The sequence below is a fragment of the Nocardia sp. NPDC050697 genome, assembly GCF_040654395.1.
Classification (GTDB): Bacteria; Actinomycetota; Actinomycetes; order Mycobacteriales; family Mycobacteriaceae; genus Nocardia.
On record NZ_JBFAHY010000009.1, the window covers coordinates 146,447 to 163,400 of the forward strand.

At 73.2% G+C, this 16,954-nt stretch carries 18 protein-coding genes; 7 read left to right on the top strand and 11 right to left on the bottom strand.

Annotated features, from left to right (window positions below; all coding sequences use genetic code 11):
- The first annotated feature begins 57 nt into the window (after positions 1–57).
- The 3 genes from AB0H71_RS27730 to AB0H71_RS27740 all read left to right on the top strand — a co-directional run bounded on the left by AB0H71_RS27730 (position 58) and on the right by AB0H71_RS27740 (position 1,968).
- Positions 58–693 (top strand): class I SAM-dependent methyltransferase, encoded by a 636-nt coding sequence (locus AB0H71_RS27730; RefSeq protein ID WP_357026617.1) that lies wholly within the window; start codon positions 58–60, stop codon positions 691–693.
- A 70-nt stretch (positions 694–763) separates the two neighbouring features.
- Positions 764–1,213, top strand: coding sequence for a hypothetical protein (locus tag AB0H71_RS27735; protein WP_357026619.1), 450 nt, complete (start codon positions 764–766; stop codon positions 1,211–1,213).
- A gap of 83 nt (positions 1,214–1,296) precedes the next feature.
- Positions 1,297–1,968 carry a hypothetical protein gene (locus AB0H71_RS27740; RefSeq protein WP_357026621.1) on the top strand — a complete coding sequence of 224 codons (672 nt, stop codon included), beginning with the start codon at positions 1,297–1,299 and terminating at the stop codon, positions 1,966–1,968.
- Here the strand turns inward: AB0H71_RS27740 and AB0H71_RS27745 are convergent.
- Entirely contained in the window at positions 1,924–2,388 is a 465-nt protein-coding gene (locus AB0H71_RS27745; protein WP_357026623.1) for a polyketide cyclase, read from the bottom strand. The two genes, AB0H71_RS27740 and AB0H71_RS27745, sit on opposite strands and share 45 nt — an antisense overlap.
- A 4-nt stretch (positions 2,389–2,392) precedes the next feature.
- A complete protein-coding gene (locus tag AB0H71_RS27750; RefSeq protein ID WP_357026625.1) occupies positions 2,393–3,103 on the bottom strand; it encodes a TVP38/TMEM64 family protein in 711 nt (236 codons plus the stop codon).
- 163 nt (positions 3,104–3,266) lie between these two features.
- On the opposite strand from AB0H71_RS27750, the gene AB0H71_RS27755 reads away from it, so the two are divergent.
- Entirely contained in the window at positions 3,267–3,653 is a 387-nt protein-coding gene (locus tag AB0H71_RS27755; protein ID WP_357026627.1) for a VOC family protein, read from the top strand.
- A 51-nt stretch (positions 3,654–3,704) separates the two neighbouring features.
- Here AB0H71_RS27755 and AB0H71_RS27760 read toward each other — a convergent pair whose 3' ends face one another.
- The 7 genes from AB0H71_RS27760 to AB0H71_RS27790 all read right to left on the bottom strand — a co-directional run bounded on the left by AB0H71_RS27760 (position 3,705) and on the right by AB0H71_RS27790 (position 11,238).
- Positions 3,705–4,850, bottom strand: a complete 1,146-nt coding sequence (locus AB0H71_RS27760) for an acyl-CoA dehydrogenase family protein (protein WP_357026628.1) — start codon at positions 4,848–4,850, stop codon at positions 3,705–3,707.
- Positions 4,851–5,056: 206 nt separating this feature from the next.
- A complete protein-coding gene (locus AB0H71_RS27765) occupies positions 5,057–5,959 on the bottom strand; it encodes a lysophospholipid acyltransferase family protein (RefSeq protein ID WP_357026630.1) in 903 nt (300 codons plus the stop codon).
- Positions 5,960–6,074: 115 nt separating this feature from the next.
- A complete protein-coding gene (gene hflX, locus AB0H71_RS27770; protein WP_357026918.1) occupies positions 6,075–7,496 on the bottom strand; it encodes a GTPase HflX in 1,422 nt (473 codons plus the stop codon).
- A gap of 184 nt (positions 7,497–7,680) precedes the next feature.
- Positions 7,681–8,577 carry a diaminopimelate epimerase gene (gene dapF / locus AB0H71_RS27775; RefSeq protein ID WP_357026632.1) on the bottom strand — a complete coding sequence of 299 codons (897 nt, stop codon included), beginning with the start codon at positions 8,575–8,577 and terminating at the stop codon, positions 7,681–7,683.
- A 158-nt stretch (positions 8,578–8,735) separates the two neighbouring features.
- Positions 8,736–9,551, bottom strand: coding sequence for a TrmH family RNA methyltransferase (locus AB0H71_RS27780; RefSeq protein WP_357026634.1), 816 nt, complete (start codon positions 9,549–9,551; stop codon positions 8,736–8,738).
- On the bottom strand, positions 9,548–10,498 hold the full coding sequence (miaA, locus tag AB0H71_RS27785) for a tRNA (adenosine(37)-N6)-dimethylallyltransferase MiaA (protein WP_357026635.1): 951 nt from the start codon (positions 10,496–10,498) through the stop codon (positions 9,548–9,550). The genes AB0H71_RS27780 and miaA overlap by 4 nt, the downstream gene beginning before the upstream one ends.
- Entirely contained in the window at positions 10,495–11,238 is a 744-nt protein-coding gene (locus tag AB0H71_RS27790) for a hypothetical protein (protein WP_357026637.1), read from the bottom strand. Before AB0H71_RS27790 ends, miaA begins: the two co-directional genes overlap by 4 nt.
- A 317-nt stretch (positions 11,239–11,555) precedes the next feature.
- Between AB0H71_RS27790 and AB0H71_RS27795 the strand changes: the two genes are divergently transcribed.
- On the top strand, positions 11,556–12,938 hold the full coding sequence (locus AB0H71_RS27795) for a DUF349 domain-containing protein (protein WP_357026640.1): 1,383 nt from the start codon (positions 11,556–11,558) through the stop codon (positions 12,936–12,938).
- A 33-nt stretch (positions 12,939–12,971) separates the two neighbouring features.
- On the opposite strand, the gene AB0H71_RS27800 is transcribed toward AB0H71_RS27795, so the two are convergent.
- Positions 12,972–13,517, bottom strand: a complete 546-nt coding sequence (locus tag AB0H71_RS27800) for a hypothetical protein (RefSeq protein WP_357026920.1) — start codon at positions 13,515–13,517, stop codon at positions 12,972–12,974.
- A 74-nt stretch (positions 13,518–13,591) separates the two neighbouring features.
- Complete coding sequence (gene miaB / locus AB0H71_RS27805; protein WP_357026922.1) at positions 13,592–15,133, bottom strand: tRNA (N6-isopentenyl adenosine(37)-C2)-methylthiotransferase MiaB; 1,542 nt, start codon at positions 15,131–15,133, stop codon at positions 13,592–13,594.
- Positions 15,134–15,353: 220 nt separating this feature from the next.
- Between miaB and AB0H71_RS27810 the strand changes: the two genes are divergently transcribed.
- Both AB0H71_RS27810 and AB0H71_RS27815 read left to right on the top strand, forming a co-directional pair.
- A complete protein-coding gene (locus tag AB0H71_RS27810) occupies positions 15,354–16,082 on the top strand; it encodes an amino acid ABC transporter ATP-binding protein (protein WP_357026924.1) in 729 nt (242 codons plus the stop codon).
- 19 nt (positions 16,083–16,101) lie between these two features.
- Positions 16,102–16,944: a glutamate ABC transporter substrate-binding protein gene (locus tag AB0H71_RS27815; RefSeq protein WP_357026642.1), complete on the top strand. Its 843-nt coding sequence runs from the start codon at positions 16,102–16,104 to the stop codon at positions 16,942–16,944.
- Positions 16,945–16,954: the final 10 nt, after the last annotated feature.

The following is a 16,954-nucleotide window of genomic DNA, read 5'->3' on the forward strand; positions in this document are numbered from 1 at the left end:
TTCCCCGCCCACCCCGCAGCACACTTTGAGCAAACTGACCCCGGCTAGGGTGGCGCTGTGCCGGCCTGGCTGAACCGCGTCAACCGCGCCCACCCGTGGAGCCACAACGACCACTACCTCGGCTGGGTCGTGCGCCGGGTCGAGGCCGCGGGCGCCCGCGATGTCCTCGACATCGGCTGCGGCACCGGCAATCTCGTCGCCCGGCTGCGCGAGCGCCACACCGTGACCGGGCTGGAGCGCGATCCGGAGACCGCGGCCACAGCCGCCGCCCGCTTCCGCGCCGACCCCGCCGTGCGCATCCTGCCGCTCGCCTTCGCCGACCGCGACCCGGACACCCGCTGGGACGCCATCACCCTGGTCGCGGTCCTGCACCACCTCCCGCTCGCCCCCACCCTGCGCGCCCTGCGCGCGAGCCTCGCCCCCGGCGGCAGGCTCGTCGTGGTCGGCTGCCACCGCGACACCACCGCCGACCTGCTCGCCCGGCTCCCCGCGGTCCTGCTCAACCCCGTCATCGGGCTGCTGAAGCACCCCGCCCGCGCCACCGGGCCGCCCCCGCACATGCGGGCCCCGGTGGCCGAGCCGCGGGAGACGCTGGCCGAGATCCGGGCGGCGGCCGCCAGGGAGTTGCCGGGCGCGCGAATCCGGCGCCGGCTCTTCTGGCGCTACACCCTGGTCTGGGACCACCGCGTTTGAGGACGCGGCCGAGGGCTAAGCCTGCGGACACGGGCGGCACCCGCCGACACCCGATACGGAGGTCTCCCCCATGCCAGGATCGAGGATGGTGCCCGCGCTGCTGGCGCCCGCCGCCGGAGTGACCGCCCTGGTGGCGTTCACCGTCGCGCTGCTGCCCCTGACGGTGCAGGCCGCCGAGCCGCCCTGCGGCCTGGACGGCGCCGCCTACCAGGGCGTCACCTACCGGGTGGCGACCGCGGCCGAGCCGACCGGCGAACTCACCCTCGACCCGGAGACCGCCGCGCTGCACACCGGCACCGACGCCCTGCGCGGCACCTGGACCACGGTCGCCGCGGGCGACGCCGGGTTCGGGCTGCGGCTGCGGCTCGACACCGACCAGCACGGCAACCCGGCCGGTTCGGCGCTCGACCTGCGGGTCACCGGCTGCCGGGCGGACGGCCGGGTGACCGCGCTCGCCGGCGACCAGACGCTGCCGGACGGCACCGTTCGCCCGGTCAGCGCCGAAGCCGCCGAGAGCTGACCGTGAATCCCGCGCGCCGCCGGGTACCCCTCCGCTGATCGCGCCGGCGACGGGCCGGCGAGCGAACGAAAGAGGCGAACGGCGTGCTGCAGAAGTTCCTGGACAAGGGTGTCGTCACGGTGCTGGACCGGGCGGCGGAGGTGCAGGCGCCGCTGGTGGCCCGCTACGCCGGCTTCGTGCGCGGCAGGCACCCGGAGGAATCGCCGGACGAGCTGGTGCGCCGGCTGGAGAAGCACTACCTGATCACGGTGACGGCCAGCGGCGTCGCGGCCGGGCTGAGCGCGGCGGTGCCCGGGGTCGGCACGCTGATCGGGCTGGCCGCCGCGGGCGCCGACACGGTGCTGTTCCTGGAGGCGTCGACGGTCTTCGTGGTCGGCGCCAAGGAGGTGTCGGAGCGCTCCACCGGCACCGTGCGCGGGCCGCTGGTCTCGGCGGTGATCCTGGGCGGCGCGGGCGCCAAGGCGCTCGGCACCGCGGGCCGCTCGGCCAAGCAGTGGGACACCGCGCTGGCCAATCGGCTGCCGGTGATCTCCAAGATGCAAGAGGGGCCGGTGAAGCGCTTCGTGGTGCAGTTCCTGGTCAAGCGCGGCGCGCTGGCGTTCGGCAAGGTGATCCCGGCCGGGATCGGCGCGGTGATCGGCGGCGTCGGCAACAACGCGCTGGCCCGCGAGGTCATCCGCAACCTGCACCACGCGCAGCGCGAGCCCGCGCTAGTGCTCGACGGTGCGCGCGAGAATGCCGAGGGTGGCGCGTAGCGCGGACTCCGGGATCACCGGGAAGATGCCGCGCTCCCGGTACTTCTCCGCGATCTTGCTCCAGTCGTAGTACGAGGTGACCAGGGTGCCGATCTCGCTCGGCTCCAGCCGGTAGCCGTAGCGGTGCTCGATCGGCGGCTGAATCTGGCCGGAGATGGTCCACTCGAGGTGCGCGTCCGGCTCGAACTCGGTGATGATCACCGTGACGTCGTACTTGCCCATCGGGTAGTCGTTGAGCGATTCCCGGTCCATGTGCACCACGAAGCGGTCGCCCGCCGCGCGCACCGGCTCGCCCTGCGCGGATTGCAGCATGCCGGAGCTGTCGATGGCCACGTGGCCGTCGGGGGAGCACAGCAGGGCGAAGATCTGGCCGGGGGCGGCGGCGATCTGCCGCCGCACCTCGAAGCGTTCGTCGGTCATGGGTTCAGCTTGGCACGGGAGGCTCGGCGGCGGGCTCCGGCCGCGGCCGCCGCCACATCCGGTACCCGCGGTGCGCCGCGTACACGCCGAGCACGGCGGTGACGCACCAGACCCCGATCGCGGTGTAGGCGAGCGGCGCCGAGAACTCGCCGATCGAGGCGCCGAGCGCGGTGTAGACGAAGGCGCGCGGCGCGGAGCCGATGAACGACCCGGCCACCATCTGCCACAGCGGGACGCCGAAGGCGCCGAACACGTACGAGGCCATGGCGTCGGAGATGCCGGGGACGAAGCGCTGCCCGACCACCGCCCACAGCCCGCCGCGCGCGATCTGCGCGTCGATCCGGTCCGACCGCTCGGCCCCGATCAGCCCGCGCGCGCTCGCCCGCCCCGCGCGCCTGCCGAGCAGGCTGGTGATCATCGCCGTGCCGACGGCGGAGAAGAGCGTCACGACGGTGCCGACCAGTGGCCCGAAGAGCAGCCCGCTGGTGGCGGCGAGCAGCGTGCCGGGCACGAAGACCGCGGCGAGCAGCGCCGAGACCGGCACGAAGACCAGCGGCGCCAGTGGCCCGGCGGCCCGGATCAGCTCGCGCACCTCGTCGATATCGATCACCCGCCGCACCGCGACCAGGTAGAAGAGCACCGCGAGGAAGAGGACGAGGATGCCGAGCCGCACGGCGGCGCGGCGGCGGCTCGGGGCCGGGAACTGCTCGGTCATGATGTCGTCGATCCTGCCCGAAACCGGACGGTCCGACGACCCGGGGCCCGCGACCCCGTCGGCCTCCGGGTGCGGAGCCACGCGTACCGGCGTGCCCGGTCGCGCCGACAGACCCCCGCGCGGGGTCCCCCCGTGCCCACCGCGCACCGGCTACCGTGGGCGGATGCTCGATCACCTCGCCCTGCAGTGCGCCGACCCGGATCGAGCCGCCGCCTTCTACACCCGGGTCTTCGCCGCGCTCGGCGTGCGCGAGGCCATGCGCGTCGACCGCCCGGAGGGCGCCGTCGTGGGGCTCGGCGGCCCGGACGGCTTCCCGCACCTCTGGCTCGGCCCGCGCGTCGACCCCGGTCACCGCCCGGTGCACCTCGCGCTCACCGCCGGCTCCCGCGACGCCGTGCACCGGGTGCACGAGGCCGCCGTCGCCGACGGCGCCGAGATCCTGCACGAGCCCCGGCTCTGGCCGGAGTACCACCCCGGCTACTACGCCGTCTTCCTGCGCGACCCGGACGGCAACAATGTCGAGGCGGTGCACCACCACTTCGGCGCCTGAACGCGGACGCCCCCGTCCCGGCGGCGGGACAGGGGCGAACGGGGCAACGAATCAGGACAGCTTGAGCGACCGCCCGATGATCTCCTTCATGATCTCGGTGGTCCCGCCGTAGATCGTCTGGATGCGCGCGTCCATGTAGGCGCGGGCGATCGGGTACTCCTTCATGTAGCCGTACCCGCCGTGCAGCTGGAGGCAGCGGTTGATCAGGTCGAGCTGCTCCTCGGTGCTCCACCACTTGGCCATGGCGGCGTCCTCGGCGGAGAGCTTGCCGTCGTTCAGGTCCTGGACGAAGCGGTCGACCAGGACGCGCACCGCGGTGGTCTTGGTGGCCAGCTCGGCCAGCACGAAGCGGGTGTTCTGCAGGGCGCCGATCGGCTTGCCGAACGCCTTGCGGTCGCGCACGTACTGGATGGTCATCTCCAGGCACGCCTCCATGGCGCCCGCGGCCATGACGGCGATGGAGAGCCGCTCCTGCGGCAGGTTCTGCATGAGGTGGATGAAGCCCATGCCCTCGGTGCCGAGCAGGTTCTTGCCCGGCACCCGGACGTCGGTGAAGCTGAGCTCCGCGGTGTCCTGCGCCTTGAGCCCGATCTTGTCCAGGTTGCGGCCGCGCTCGAAGCCGGGCATGCCGCGCTCCACCACGAGGAGGCTGAAGCCCATGGCGCCCTTGGCCGGGTCGGTCTGCGCGACCACGATCACGATGTCGGCGTTGATGCCGTTGGTGATGAAGGTCTTGGCGCCGTTCAGGATCCAGTCGTCGCCGTCCTTGACCGCCTTGGTCTTGATGCCCTGCAGATCGGAGCCGGTGCCCGGCTCGGTCATGGCGATCGCGGTGATGATCTCGCCGGAACAGAAGCCGGGCAGCCAGCGCTGCTTCTGCTCCTCGTTCGCCAGCTCCAGCAGGTAGGGCGCGATGACGTCGTTGTGCAGCCCGAAGCCGAGGCCGCTGTACTGGCCGCGCACGGCTTCCTCGGTGACCACCGCGTTGTAGCGGAAGTCCTTCACCCCGCCGCCGCCGTACTCCTCCGGCACCGCCATGCCGAGGAAGCCCTGCTTGCCCGCCTCCAGCCAGACGTCGCGGTCGACGAGGCCCTGCTCCTCCCACTTCGCGTGGTTCGGCGCGACGTGCTGATCGAGAAACTTGCGGAACGACTCCCGGAACAGATCGTGCTCGGGTTCGAACAGTGTGCGCTCCACGCCTACCTCCTTGTGCGGCACCGGCCGGGCCACCCCGGCGGTCGTTGCCTCACACGGTACCCGCAATGAGAATGGCTGTTCACTTCACACCGGAAATCGATACCGTCACCTGCCCCGCGACCGGGCCGGGTGGGGAGTATCCGCAATTCTCGGCAAACCTCGGCGGCGGGCACGGCAGTACCCGGTACCGCGGTGCTCGCCCGCGCTCAGAGCCGGCGGAGCAACCCCTTGACCCGGCCGGTCAGGCTGCGCCCGGAATCCCGCTCGCGCTCGGCGAAGAGGAAGCGCAGCTCCTCCTCCAGCCCCTTGCGCACCACCCCGGCGAGCTCGGTGGCGGCGGCCGCCAGGTCGGGGGCGCCGCGCCAGGGCGCCGGGTCGATGGGCGCGCCCGCGGCGAAGTAGAACCGCTCCGGGCGCGGGACGACGGTGGGGCCGATGCCGCGCACCACCGGCGGGATCAGCCCGGCGGGCAACCCCAGCGCCCGCGCGGCCCAGCGCACCGGGCGCATGACGGGGTGGTCGGCGTCGAGCACGATGTCGAAGGCGTCGTCGATGCCGATCATGGCGACCGGGACGATCGGCGCGCCCGCCTCGATGGCCATCCGCGCGAAGCCGGTGCGGCCGTCCCACTGCAGCCTGTACTTCTCGTTCTTCCGCTTGGCCGCCTCCCGGCTGCCGCCGGGGAAGACGATCACCGCCTCCCCCCTGGCGAGCAGCGCCAGGCAGTTCGCCCGCGTCCCCCGGACGACGCCGTAGCGGTGCAGCACGTGCCGCACGCCGGGCACCGCCATGAGCACGTTCTCCGCGAGGCCGCGGATGAGCCTGCCGCGGCGGCGCAGCACCTCGGGCAGCAACAGCGGGGCGTCGATGCCGCCGAGCAGGTTGTGGTTACCGACCAGCAGCACCGGGCCGTCGGCCGGGATGTTCTCCAGGCCGTAGAAGCGCGGGCTGGACCACGCCCGCAGCGGCGCGAGCACCGCGTCCAGCAGCCGCAACTCGACACCGCTCGGCGAAACCCGGAGCGGCGCACCGTCGGTGAGCCTGCCGGAGGCGGTGGCGCCGGAACGCGGCGCTGCCGGTACGGCCCCGCCCGAACGGTGCTGCGACATGGGGTGTCCTCCTGCTGGGCGATGCGACGAGGCTCAGCCTAATCACACCGGCAGCATCCCGGCTACCCCAACTCCGGTACCCGAATCCGCTGCGCCGCAGCGGGAGTGCGGGTCGCTAGCGCTGCTCCGGCGCGGATCCGGCGAACGGGGTCAAGGCCGCGGCGAGCGCGTGCGGCACCCGGGCCCGCACGCGGGTGCCGCCCTCCTCGTGCTCGGTGGCCAGGATCCGGCCCTCGGCGTGCACCCGGGCCAGCAGATCGCCCCTGGTGTAGGGCAGCAGCACGGTGACGTCGACGTCCAGCCCGCCGAGCAGGGTGGCGACCCGCTCGCGCAGCTCGGCCACCCCGGCGCCGGTGGCGGCGGAGACGAAGACGGCGTCCGGCAGCTGGGCCCGCAGCCGGGCCAGCGCCAGCTCGTCCACCGCGTCGATCTTGTTGACCACCAGCAGCTCCGGCGGCGCCGGGACCCCGGAGTCCTTGACCACGTCGGTGATCACCTCGCGCACCGCCTCGATCTGCCCGGCGGGCAGCGGATCCGAGCCGTCCACCACGTGCAGCAGCAGGTCGGCGGCGGTGACCTCCTCCAGGGTGGAGCGGAACGCCTCCACCAGCTGGGTCGGCAGGTGCCGGACGAACCCGACGGTGTCGGTGACCACGATCTCGCGGCCGTCGTCCAGCGCGGCCCGCCGGGTGGTGGGATCCAGGGTGGCGAAGAGCGCGTCCTGCACCAGGATTCCGGCGTCGGTGAGCGCGTTCATCAGGCTGGACTTGCCCGCGTTGGTGTAGCCGACGATGGCGACGGCGGGCACCCCGCCGTTCACCCGCCTGGCCCGCATGGTGTCGCGCGCGGTCTTCATCTCGCGGATCTGCCTGCGCAGCTTGGCCATCCGCTCGCGGATCCGGCGGCGATCGGTCTCGATCTTGGTCTCACCGGGGCCGCGCAGCCCGACGCCGCCGTTGCTGCCCGCCCGGCCGCCCGCCTGCCGGGACATGGACTCGCCCCAGCCGCGCAGCCGCGGCAGCATGTACTCCATCTGCGCCAGCGTGACCTGCGCCTTGCCCTCCCTGGAGGTGGCGTGCTGGGCGAAGATGTCGAGGATCAGCGCGGTCCGGTCGACCACCTTGACCTTGGCCACCTTCTCCAGCGCGGTCAGCTGCGCCGGGGTCAGCTCGCCGTCGCAGATCACCGTGTCGGCGCCGGTCTCCAGCACCACCGCGCGCAGCTCCTCGGCCTTGCCGGAGCCGATATAGGTGGCCGGGTCCGGGCGGTCGCGGCGCTGGATGAGCGCCTGCAGCACCTGCGAGCCCGCGGTCTCGGCGAGCGCGGCCAGCTCGGCCATGGAGGCGTCGGCGGCCGCGGCGGTGCCCTCGGTCCAGACCCCGACCAGCACGACGCGCTCCAGGCGCAGCTGCCGGTACTCGACCTCGGTGATGTCGGTGAGCTCGGTGGAGAGCCCGGCCACGCGGCGCAGCGAGCTGCGCTCGTCGAGCTGCAGCTCGCCGACGGTCGGGTCGGCGGACCAGCCGGAGCGGGCCATGCGCTCGGCATGCCGGGTGAGGGTGTCGTCGGCGGTGGTATCGGTATCGGCTTCGGCATCGGCGGGGTCGATGTCGAAGGCGTCCTCGAACGTCACCGGGAGCGGGAACCTGTCAGATTTTTTCATACGCCATCCATGCTGCCACTTTGCGGCGACCGGTGCATCGTGATATTCGCCGGGCGGGTCAGTGCGCGAGCCACCACTCGCCCGCGAGCCGGCCGTGCGCGAGCAGCACCGACGGGCCGCGCAGCCACGCCTGCCCGCCGGCGAGCCGGACCGAGACGGCGCCGCCGGGCACCCGCACCCGGACCTCGCCCGCGTCCTCGGCGATCCGGAACCCCTCCCGGTGCAGCACCGCGGCGGCGGCCGCGACGGTGCCGGTGCCGCAGGAGCGGGTCTCGCCGACGCCGCGCTCGTAGACCCGCATGTCGACGGCGGGTTCGGCGTCGGCCGGGAGCGGGGTGACGAACTCGATGTTCACGCCCTGCGGGAAGAGGTCGGGGTCGTAGCCGGGGGGCACGGTGAGGTCGAGTTTGGCCAGGTCGTCGCCGGAGAGGTCGGCGGCGACGCAGGCCAGGTGCGGGTTGCCGACGTCGATGCCGATGCCGGGGTAGGCCCAGCCCGCCAGCGAGGCGGTGGACGGGCCCAGCTCGCGGACCGGCCCCATCGCCACGGTGACCTCGCCGTCGACCGGATCCCCGCGGTGCACGGTCACCGGCTTGCCGCCCGCCCTGCTGCCCACCACGTAGTCGGTGCGCGGCTCCCAGCCCGCCGCGGCCAGGTAGTGCGCGAACACCCGCACCCCGTTGCCGCACATCTCCGCGATCGAGCCGTCCGCATTGCGGTAGTCCATGAACCAGTCGTCGCTCGCCACGCCCTCGGGCAGTGCCGCCAGCACGCCCGCGTCCAGCAGTTTCCCGGCCTTGGCGACCCGCAACACCCCGTCGGCCCCGATGCCCGCGCGGCGATCGCACAGCGCGGCGACCTTGGACGCGCTCAGGTCGAGCGCCGCCTCCGGATCCGGAAGCACGACGAAATCGTTCTCGGTGCCGTGCCCCTTGCTGAACTCGACCGCGTCCAACCTTCAAGCTCCTGTGTTTGTTTGTCCGCTGGCGCGGACGGGGTTCGCGGCCCTTCGGGGTCCCGCGATCGGGCGTCCGAGACTCGCGGCTTTGCCGCATTGCTTCGGACGCCCGATCGCGGGACGGGCCGCGAACCCGGGGGGGGTGGCCATGGTGGTTATGGCTTGTTGTAGGGACCGTAGTCGTCGTGGTGCTGTCTGGCTATTTCGTACAGGGTGATCGTGGCGGTGGCGGCGGCGCCGAGGGTGTCGGCGGCGCCGGGGATGGTGAGGGGGTCGGTGTCGGGCCAGGTGCCGCGGTCGTCGCCGACGACTATGACGGTCGCCTGGTCGAACGGGTACTCGTCGACGGGTGTTCCGGGTGCGCCGGGGAGCACGACGCGGGTGGGGATGCCGCGCCGGCGCTGGCGCTCGGCGAAGGCGAGGACCTGGGCGGCGCCGCCGGCGCGGAAGACCGGGACGGCGAAGAGCGAGCCGGTGGAGGCGCGCACGGTGCGCGGGTCGTGGTGGTCGGCGCCGGGGCCGGTGATCACCACCCCGGCCGCGCCGAAGGCGTCGGCGGTGCGGATGAGCGCGCCGAGCACCTCCGGGGAGTCGGGGCGGTCGGCGACCAGCACCGTCGGCGGCGCCCCGCCGGGCACACCCGGCGCGAAGGCGTCCAGCTCGCCGGGGCGCGCGACCGCGACCGCGACCAGCTCGGGCACGCCGTCGCCGAGTTCGGCCATGAGCTCGGGCACCAGCCCGACGCGGGGCACCCCGCTGGTGTCGAGCACCTCGCGCGCCCAGCCGGAGAGCTCCGGCCCGCCGAGCCGGTAGACCAGCGTCTCCAGCGGCCAGTCGCAGGCCAGCGCGCGGGTGATCGGCCGCACGCCGTGCACCAGGAAGCGCCCGTCGCGCAGCCGCTTGCCGCGATTCGTCAGGTACCCCTGCCACGCCTGGACCGAGGCCGTGCGCGGCCGCGCTGATCGGCTCACTGCGCTGAAGGTTCCTTTCCCGTGCCTGCCGGTTCGCCCGCCGCGTGCGCGGCCACCGCGGCGAGCGCGGCCTCGGCCAGCGCCGGGTCGGCGCCGTCCAGCCAGTGCACCCGGGGGTCGCGGCGGAACCACGAGCGCTGCCTGCGCACGTACCGCCTGGTACCGATCAGCGTGCGCTCGACCGCGTGGTTCAGGTCGTATTCGTCGTCGAGGTGGGCGAGGACTTGTGCGTATCCGATGGCCCTGCGCGCCGTCACCCCGTCCCGCAGCCCGCGCCCGAGCAGCCCGCGCACCTCGTCCACCAGCCCCGCCGCGAACATGTGCGCGGTGCGCCGCTCGATCCTGGCGTCCAGCTCGGCGGTCGCCCGGTCCACCCCGAGCAGCAGCGTGTTCCAGCGCGGGGCGCCGATCACCGGCGCCGACGCAGCGAACGGGCGCCCGGTCAGCTCGACCACCTCCAGCGCGCGCACCATGCGCCTGCCGTCGGTGGGCAGGATCGTGCCGGCCGCCACCGGGTCGGCCGCGCGCAGCGCCGCGTGCACCGCGGCCGGCCCCTGCTCCGCCAGGACCCGCTCCCACCTGGCCCGCACCGCCGGGTCGGTGGCCGGGAACTGCCACTGGTCGAGCAGCGCCTGCACGTACATCATGGAGCCGCCCACGATCACCGGGGTGCGCCCGCGCGCCCGGATCGCCTCGATATCGGCGGCGGCCGCGGCCTGGTAGGCGGCGACCGTGGCGGTCGCGGTGACCTCGAGGACGTCGAGCTGGTGGTGCGGGATGCCGCGGCGCTCGGCGGGCGGCAGCTTGGCCGTCCCGATGTCCATCCCCCGATACAGCTGCATGGCGTCGATGTTCACGATCTCGCCGCCCAGCCGCTCGGCCAGGACCAGCCCGAGCTCGGACTTCCCGGTGGCGGTGGGGCCGATCACCGCCACCGGTGTGCTCACGCGGGCCGCCACAGCCCGGCGTGGTACCCGACCCCGAACGGCGCGTCCTGGTAGCGGGTCTCCGCCGCCACCCCGTCGTCGCGGGCGAAGAGCCCGGCCAGCGCCTGGTAGGGGGCGCGGCCGCGGAGCACCAGCCGCGCGCTCAGCTCCTCGTCGAGATCGAGCAGCGCCGCGCGGTCGCCGGTCGCCAGCGCGGTGTCCAGCCGCTGCTGCACGGCGGGGGCGCGGTCGTCCAGGTAGCCGGGGGCCGCGGTGGTGAGGGTGGCGGCCCCGTCGGCGACCACCAGGACCCCGCGCGGCTCCGGCGCGGCGTCGAGTTCGGCGCGCAGCCGGGCGCCGAAGGCCGCCGCGTCGCGCGCCGAGGTCTCCTCGGGCAACAGCCGGACCTCGACGTTCACCCCGGGGGCGACCGCGCCCCTCGCCCAGCCCGCGATCAGCACCGGCAGCGCCAGCCCGGGGTCGGGCTCGCCCGCGGCATCCGGGCCGAGCGCCACCCGGACGTCGACGCCGTATCCGAGGAAGGTGCCCGTTGTGTCCGGACCGTACTGCCCCTGCCCGGTGCCGAGCACCGTCCAGGTGGCTGCCTCCGCCGCCAGCTCGGCCAGCACCCCGAGCACCGCCGCGCGCAGCGCCGTCCGGGGATCGCCGGCCCCGGCGCCGCGCAGCCCGGCGCCGATCCCGCGGGCGTCGCCGGTAGCGCCACCGGGAAGTTGCTCGACGGCCCGAGCCGGATCGGGCACGCCGGATTCCGCCGCACCACCGCACAACTCGGGAACGAGGACGGGTGGCGCGGGCATCAGGGCCGCGACAGAGAACACCCGACAACGGTAGCCGCCGGTTGCCCGGGGGGTGCCGCGGGTTCGAGTGTCTCTGCCGCAAAACGGCAGGGGATTGATAGTGTTCGGGGAGCGACAACCCAGGTCACCACGGGTCGGGCGACCTGGTGGTCCCCTTCGCGGGGGCGTGGATCGAATGGTCTCGAGGGCTCGCACCGGGTTGAATGGGGTGAGCCAGGGCGTAATCAGGCAGCCGTGACGCGCGGCAGGGACGAGGAGCAATGACCGACACCAACGGAACCGCCGACGCCAGCCGCCCCGCGCAGGTACCGCGCCCGTCCGGTGTGCCCAAGCCCGGCGGTGCGGGCACCCGTCCCAAGCCGCACGCCGTCAAGCCCGCTCCCGGCCCCGCCGCCCAGCAGCATCCGCACCCCGTCGTCGTCCCGACGGTCAGCGACCCGAGCAAGTGGGGCCGCGTCGACGAGGACGGCACCGCCTGGGTGAAGACCGCCGACGGCGAACGGCAGATCGGCTCCTGGCAGGCCGGTGACGCCACCGAGGGGCTGGCGCACTTCGGCCGCCGCTTCGACGACCTGGCCACCGAGGTCGCGTTGCTGGAGGCCAGGCTCGCGGCGGGCGCCGACGCCCGCAAGACCAGGGCCGCCGCCGTCGCGCTGGCCGAATCGCTGCCGAACGCCGCCGTCATCGGCGATATCGACGGCCTCGCCGCCCGGCTCGCCGCCATCGCCGAGCACTCCGAGGAAGCCGCCGCGCACGCCCGCGAGGAGAAGGAGCGGGCCCGCCACGAGCACACCGAGCGCAAGGAGGCGCTGGCCGCCGAGGCGGAGAAGATCGCCGCCGAGTCCACCCAGTGGAAGGCCGCGGGCGATCGGCTGCGCGAGATCCTGGACGAGTGGAAGACCATCCGCGGCGTCGACCGCAAGGTGGACGACGCGCTGTGGCGCCGCTACTCCAAGGCGCGGGAATCCTTCAACCGCCGCCGCGGCGCGCACTTCGCCGAGCTGGATCGCGAGCGCGCCACCGCCAAGACCCGCAAGGAGGAGCTGTGCGTGCAGGCCGAGGCGCTCTCCGGCTCCACCGACTGGGTCGGCACCGCCGCCGTCTTCCGTGACCTGCTGACCGAGTGGAAAGCCGCCGGCCGGGCGCCGCGCGAAGCCGACGAGGCGCTGTGGCGCCGGTTCAAGAGCGCGCAGGACGTCTTCTTCGCGGCCCGCAACTCCGCCGCCTCCGAGCGGGACGCGGAGTTCGAGGAGAACGCCGCCGCCAAGGAGGAGCTGCTCCGCACGCACGCGCACATCGACCCGGGCACCGACCTCGAGGCCGCCCGCGCCGCCCTGCGCGACCTGCAGGAGAAGTGGGACGCGCTGGGCAAGGTGCCGCGCGAGCGCATGCAGGACCTGGAGGGCAAGCTGCGCGCCATCGAGAAGAAGGTGCGCGAGGCGGCCGACGTCCAGTGGCGGCGCAGCGATCCGGAGGCGGTCGCCCGGGCCGCGCAGTTCCGCGAGCGGGTGCAGCAGTTCGAGGAGCAGGCCGCCAAGGCGCAGGCCGCGGGGAAGCACCGCGATGCCGAGCGCGCGCTCGAGCAGGCCAAGCAGTGGCGCGAGTGGGCCGACGCGGCCGAAGGCGCCGTCAGCAACCTCTGACCGGGGTCGGGCGCACGCCGCGGGCGGAGCTCCTCAGCTCTCGCCGAAGCGCTTGCGGCGCTCTTCCTCCTCCGCGGCGGCGGCGACGGCGCGCCGCTGCTCCTCGGCGGCGAGGTGCACGGCGGTCCGGCTCCAGACCACCTTCACCCAGTGGAAGGTGAGCACGACGGCGGCGATGGTGCCGAGGATGAGCCCGATCCCGGGCCCCGCGCCGATGTAGTTGTTCAGCCCGGGCGTCTGCCGGTGCCAGATGGCGAAGACGCCGAAGACGCTGGCGACCGCCGACCCGGCGAGCGCGACCCAGGCCAGCGCCCAGCGCCTGGTCATCAGCGCCAGCAGCGAGAAGCCGATCCCGAAGACCGTCACGAACCAGACGAAGACCCGGGAGGGCAGCCCGATGTGCTCGATCCGCGCCGCGTCGGTGCCGAGCAGCACGTCGAAGCCGCGCGCCGCCCCGGCGTGCGCGAGCACCAGCGAGATCAGCAGCGCGAACACCGCGACCGCCACCACCAGCGCACGGGCCCCCGGGTCGATCTCCCCCGCGACCCGCCGCTCCACGGCGTCGATCTCGGCGCGCATCTGTTCCAGGTTCTCGACGGGGTTCACGTCGTCTCCTTCTCGGCCCGGCTCGTCGCCGGGATCGGCCGGACCGGTCACGTGCCGCACCCGGTGGCGCAGCCGCTGCTCACCGGCGGCGCCGCCGCGGGCGCGCCGATGCTCGGCAGCCCGAGCCCGATCCCGATGGGCGCGGTCTTCGGGGTGATCCCGCGCTCGTGCGCGTCCCCCGCCCTGGTCCGGCGGTGGTCGATGATCGGCGAGTCGGCGATCAGGTGGTGCGGCGCGGCGCCCGTCACCGTGACGGTCACCAGGTCGCCCGGGCGGATGCCGTCGAACTCGGGGCGGAAGTGCACCAGCCTGCCGTCCCTGGCCCGGCCGCTCATCCTGGCGGTGGCGGCGTTCTTCTTTCCCGCGCCGTCGGCGACCAGCAGCTCCACCTCGGCGCCGACCAGCTCCCGATTCCCGGCCAGCGAGATCTCCTCCTGCAGCGCGATCAGCCGCTCGTACCGCGCCTGCACCACGGCCTTGGGCAGCTGCTCCGGCAGCTCGGCGGCGGGAGTGCCGGGCCGCTTGGAGTACTGGAAGGTGTACGCGCTGGTGAACCGGGCCCGCCGGACGACCTCGAGGGTCTGCTCGAAATCCTCCTCGGTCTCGCCGGGGAAGCCGACGATGATGTCGGTGGTGATCGCGGCGTGCGGCATGGCGGCCCGCACCTTGTCGATGATGCCGAGGTAGCGCGCCTGCCGGTAGGAGCGGCGCATGGCCTTGAGCACCCGGTCCGAGCCGGACTGCAGCGGCATGTGCAGTTGCGGACAGATATTCGGGGTGGCCGCCATCGCCTCGATGACGTCGTCGGTGAACTCCGCCGGGTGCGGCGAGGTGAAACGTACCCGCTCCAGACCCTCGATGCCGCCGCAGGCGCGCAACAGCTTGGCGAACGCGCCGCGGTCGCGCGGCTCGGTGGGATCGGCGAACGAGGCGCCGTAGGCATTGACATTCTGCCCGAGCAGCGTCACCTCCAGCACGCCCTGGTCGACCAGCGCCTGCACCTCGGCGAGCACATCGCCGGGGCGCCGGTCCACCTCCTTGCCGCGCAGCGCGGGGACGATGCAGAAGGTGCAGGTGTTGTTGCAGCCGACCGAGATGGAGACCCAGCCGGCGTAGGCCGACTCGCGCTTGGCGGGCAGCGTGGACGGGAACGCCTCCAGCGAGTCCAGGATCTCCACCTGGGCCTCGGCATTGTGCCTGGCGCGCTCCAGCAGCACCGGCAGCGAGCCGATGTTGTGCGTGCCGAAGACCACGTCCACCCAGGGCGCCCGGCGCACCACGGCGTCCCGGTCCTTCTGCGCCAGGCAGCCGCCGACCGCGATCTGCATGCCGGGCCGGTCCGCCTTCACCGGCGCGAGGTGCCCGAGCGTGCCGTAGAGCTTGTTGTCCGCGTTCTCGCGCACCGCGCAGGTGTTGAAGACCACCAGATCGGGCTGCGCCCCCGGCACCGCCCGGACGTACCCGGCCTCCTCGAGCAACCCGGAGAGCCGCTCGGAGTCGTGCACGTTCATCTGGCAGCCGAAGGTGCGCACCTCGTAGCTGCGGCCGGCGCCGGCCTCCGCGGCCGGGAGCACCGCCGTCCGTCCCATCGAATCCACGCGCCCAGCCTACGGGGGCCACCAGGGGTGGGCAGACGAGGGTACCGCCAGGTTACGGCGGTATGTCGAATCGGCGCGGCGCGGCGGTGTGTCCCGGAAAGCGGGGCAAAACCCGGTTTTCCCTTTAAGGTCAGTGACCATGACCGACGACGCCGCCGCACCCGGGGCCACCGGGGACACCCCCGCCGCTGCGCCGGCGGGCGCTCCGCCGATGATCGCGATGCGCAAGGTGGACAAGCACTTCGGCGCGCTGCATGTGCTCCGCGACATCAACCTGGAGGTGCCGCGCGGGCAGGTGGTGATCGTGCTCGGGCCGTCGGGCTCCGGCAAGTCCACGCTCTGCCGCACCATCAACCGGCTGGAGCCGATCGACTCCGGCGAGATCGCGGTGGACGGCGTCCCGCTGCCCGCCGAGGGCAGGGCGCTGGCCGCGCTGCGCGCCGATGTCGGCATGGTCTTCCAGTCGTTCAACCTGTTCGCGCACAAGACCATCATCGAGAACGTCATGCTGGCGCCGCAGAAGGTGCGCAAGCTGAAGAAGGACGAGGCGCGCAAGCAGGCGCTGGCGCTGCTGGAGCGGGTCGGCATCGCCGACCAGGCGGAGAAGTACCCCGCGCAGCTCTCCGGCGGCCAGCAGCAGCGCGTCGCCATCGCCCGCGCTCTCGCGATGAACCCCAAGGTCATGCTGTTCGACGAGCCCACCTCCGCGCTGGACCCGGAGATGGTCAACGAGGTGCTCGAGGTGATGGTCTCGCTGGCCAAGGAGGGGATGACCATGCTCGTGGTGACCCACGAGATGGGCTTCGCCCGGCGCGCGGGCGACCGGGTGCTCTTCATGGCGGACGGCCAGGTCGTCGAGGACGCGGAGCCCGAGGCGTTCTTCACCGCCCCGAAATCGGACCGGGCCAAGGACTTCCTGGGCAAGATCCTGAGCCACTAGGAAAGAGAGAAGGAACTCGATGAGGATCAACCGCGCGTTGCGCGCCGGGATCGGTGCGGTCGCTCTGGCGCTGGCCGTGGCGAGCACGGCCGCCTGTGGGGGCGGCTCCGACAAGTCCGCCACCGAGAATGCCAAGGACGGCAAGCTCACCATCGGCATCAAGTTCGACCAGCCCGGCCTGGGGCTGCGCAACAAGGACGGCTCCTACAGCGGGTTCGACGTCGAGGTCGCCAAGTACGTGGCGGGCAAGCTCGGCGTGCAGCCGGATCAGATCACCTTCAAGGAGGCCCCCTCCGCCCAGCGCGAGACGCTGATCGAGAACGGGCAGGTCGACCTGGTCGTCGCCACCTACTCGATCAACGACAAGCGCAAGGAGAAGGTCGACTTCGCCGGGCCGTACTTCGTGGCCGGGCAGTCGCTGCTGGTCAAGGCGGACAACACCACCATCACCGGGCCGGAGTCGCTGACCGGCGGCAAGAAGCTCTGCTCGGTCAAGGGCTCGACCCCGGCGCAGAACGTCAAGGACAAGTACGCCAACGACGTGCAGCTGCAGGAGTACGACACCTACTCGCTCTGCGTCGAGGCGCTGCGCAGCGGCTCGGTGGACGCGGTGACCACCGACGACATCATCCTGGCCGGCTTCGCGGCGCAGTCGCCGGGCCAGCTCAAGGTGGTCGGCAAGCCGTTCACCACGGAGAACTACGGCATCGGGTTGAAGAAGGGCGATCAGGAGACCCGCGACGCGGTGAACGACGCCATCGAGGCGATGATCGCCGACGGCTCCTGGGCCGCCGCGCTGAACCAGACCTTCGGCGCCACCGGGTACCAGATCCCGGCGCCGCCCACGGTGAACCGCTACTGACCCGCTCGGC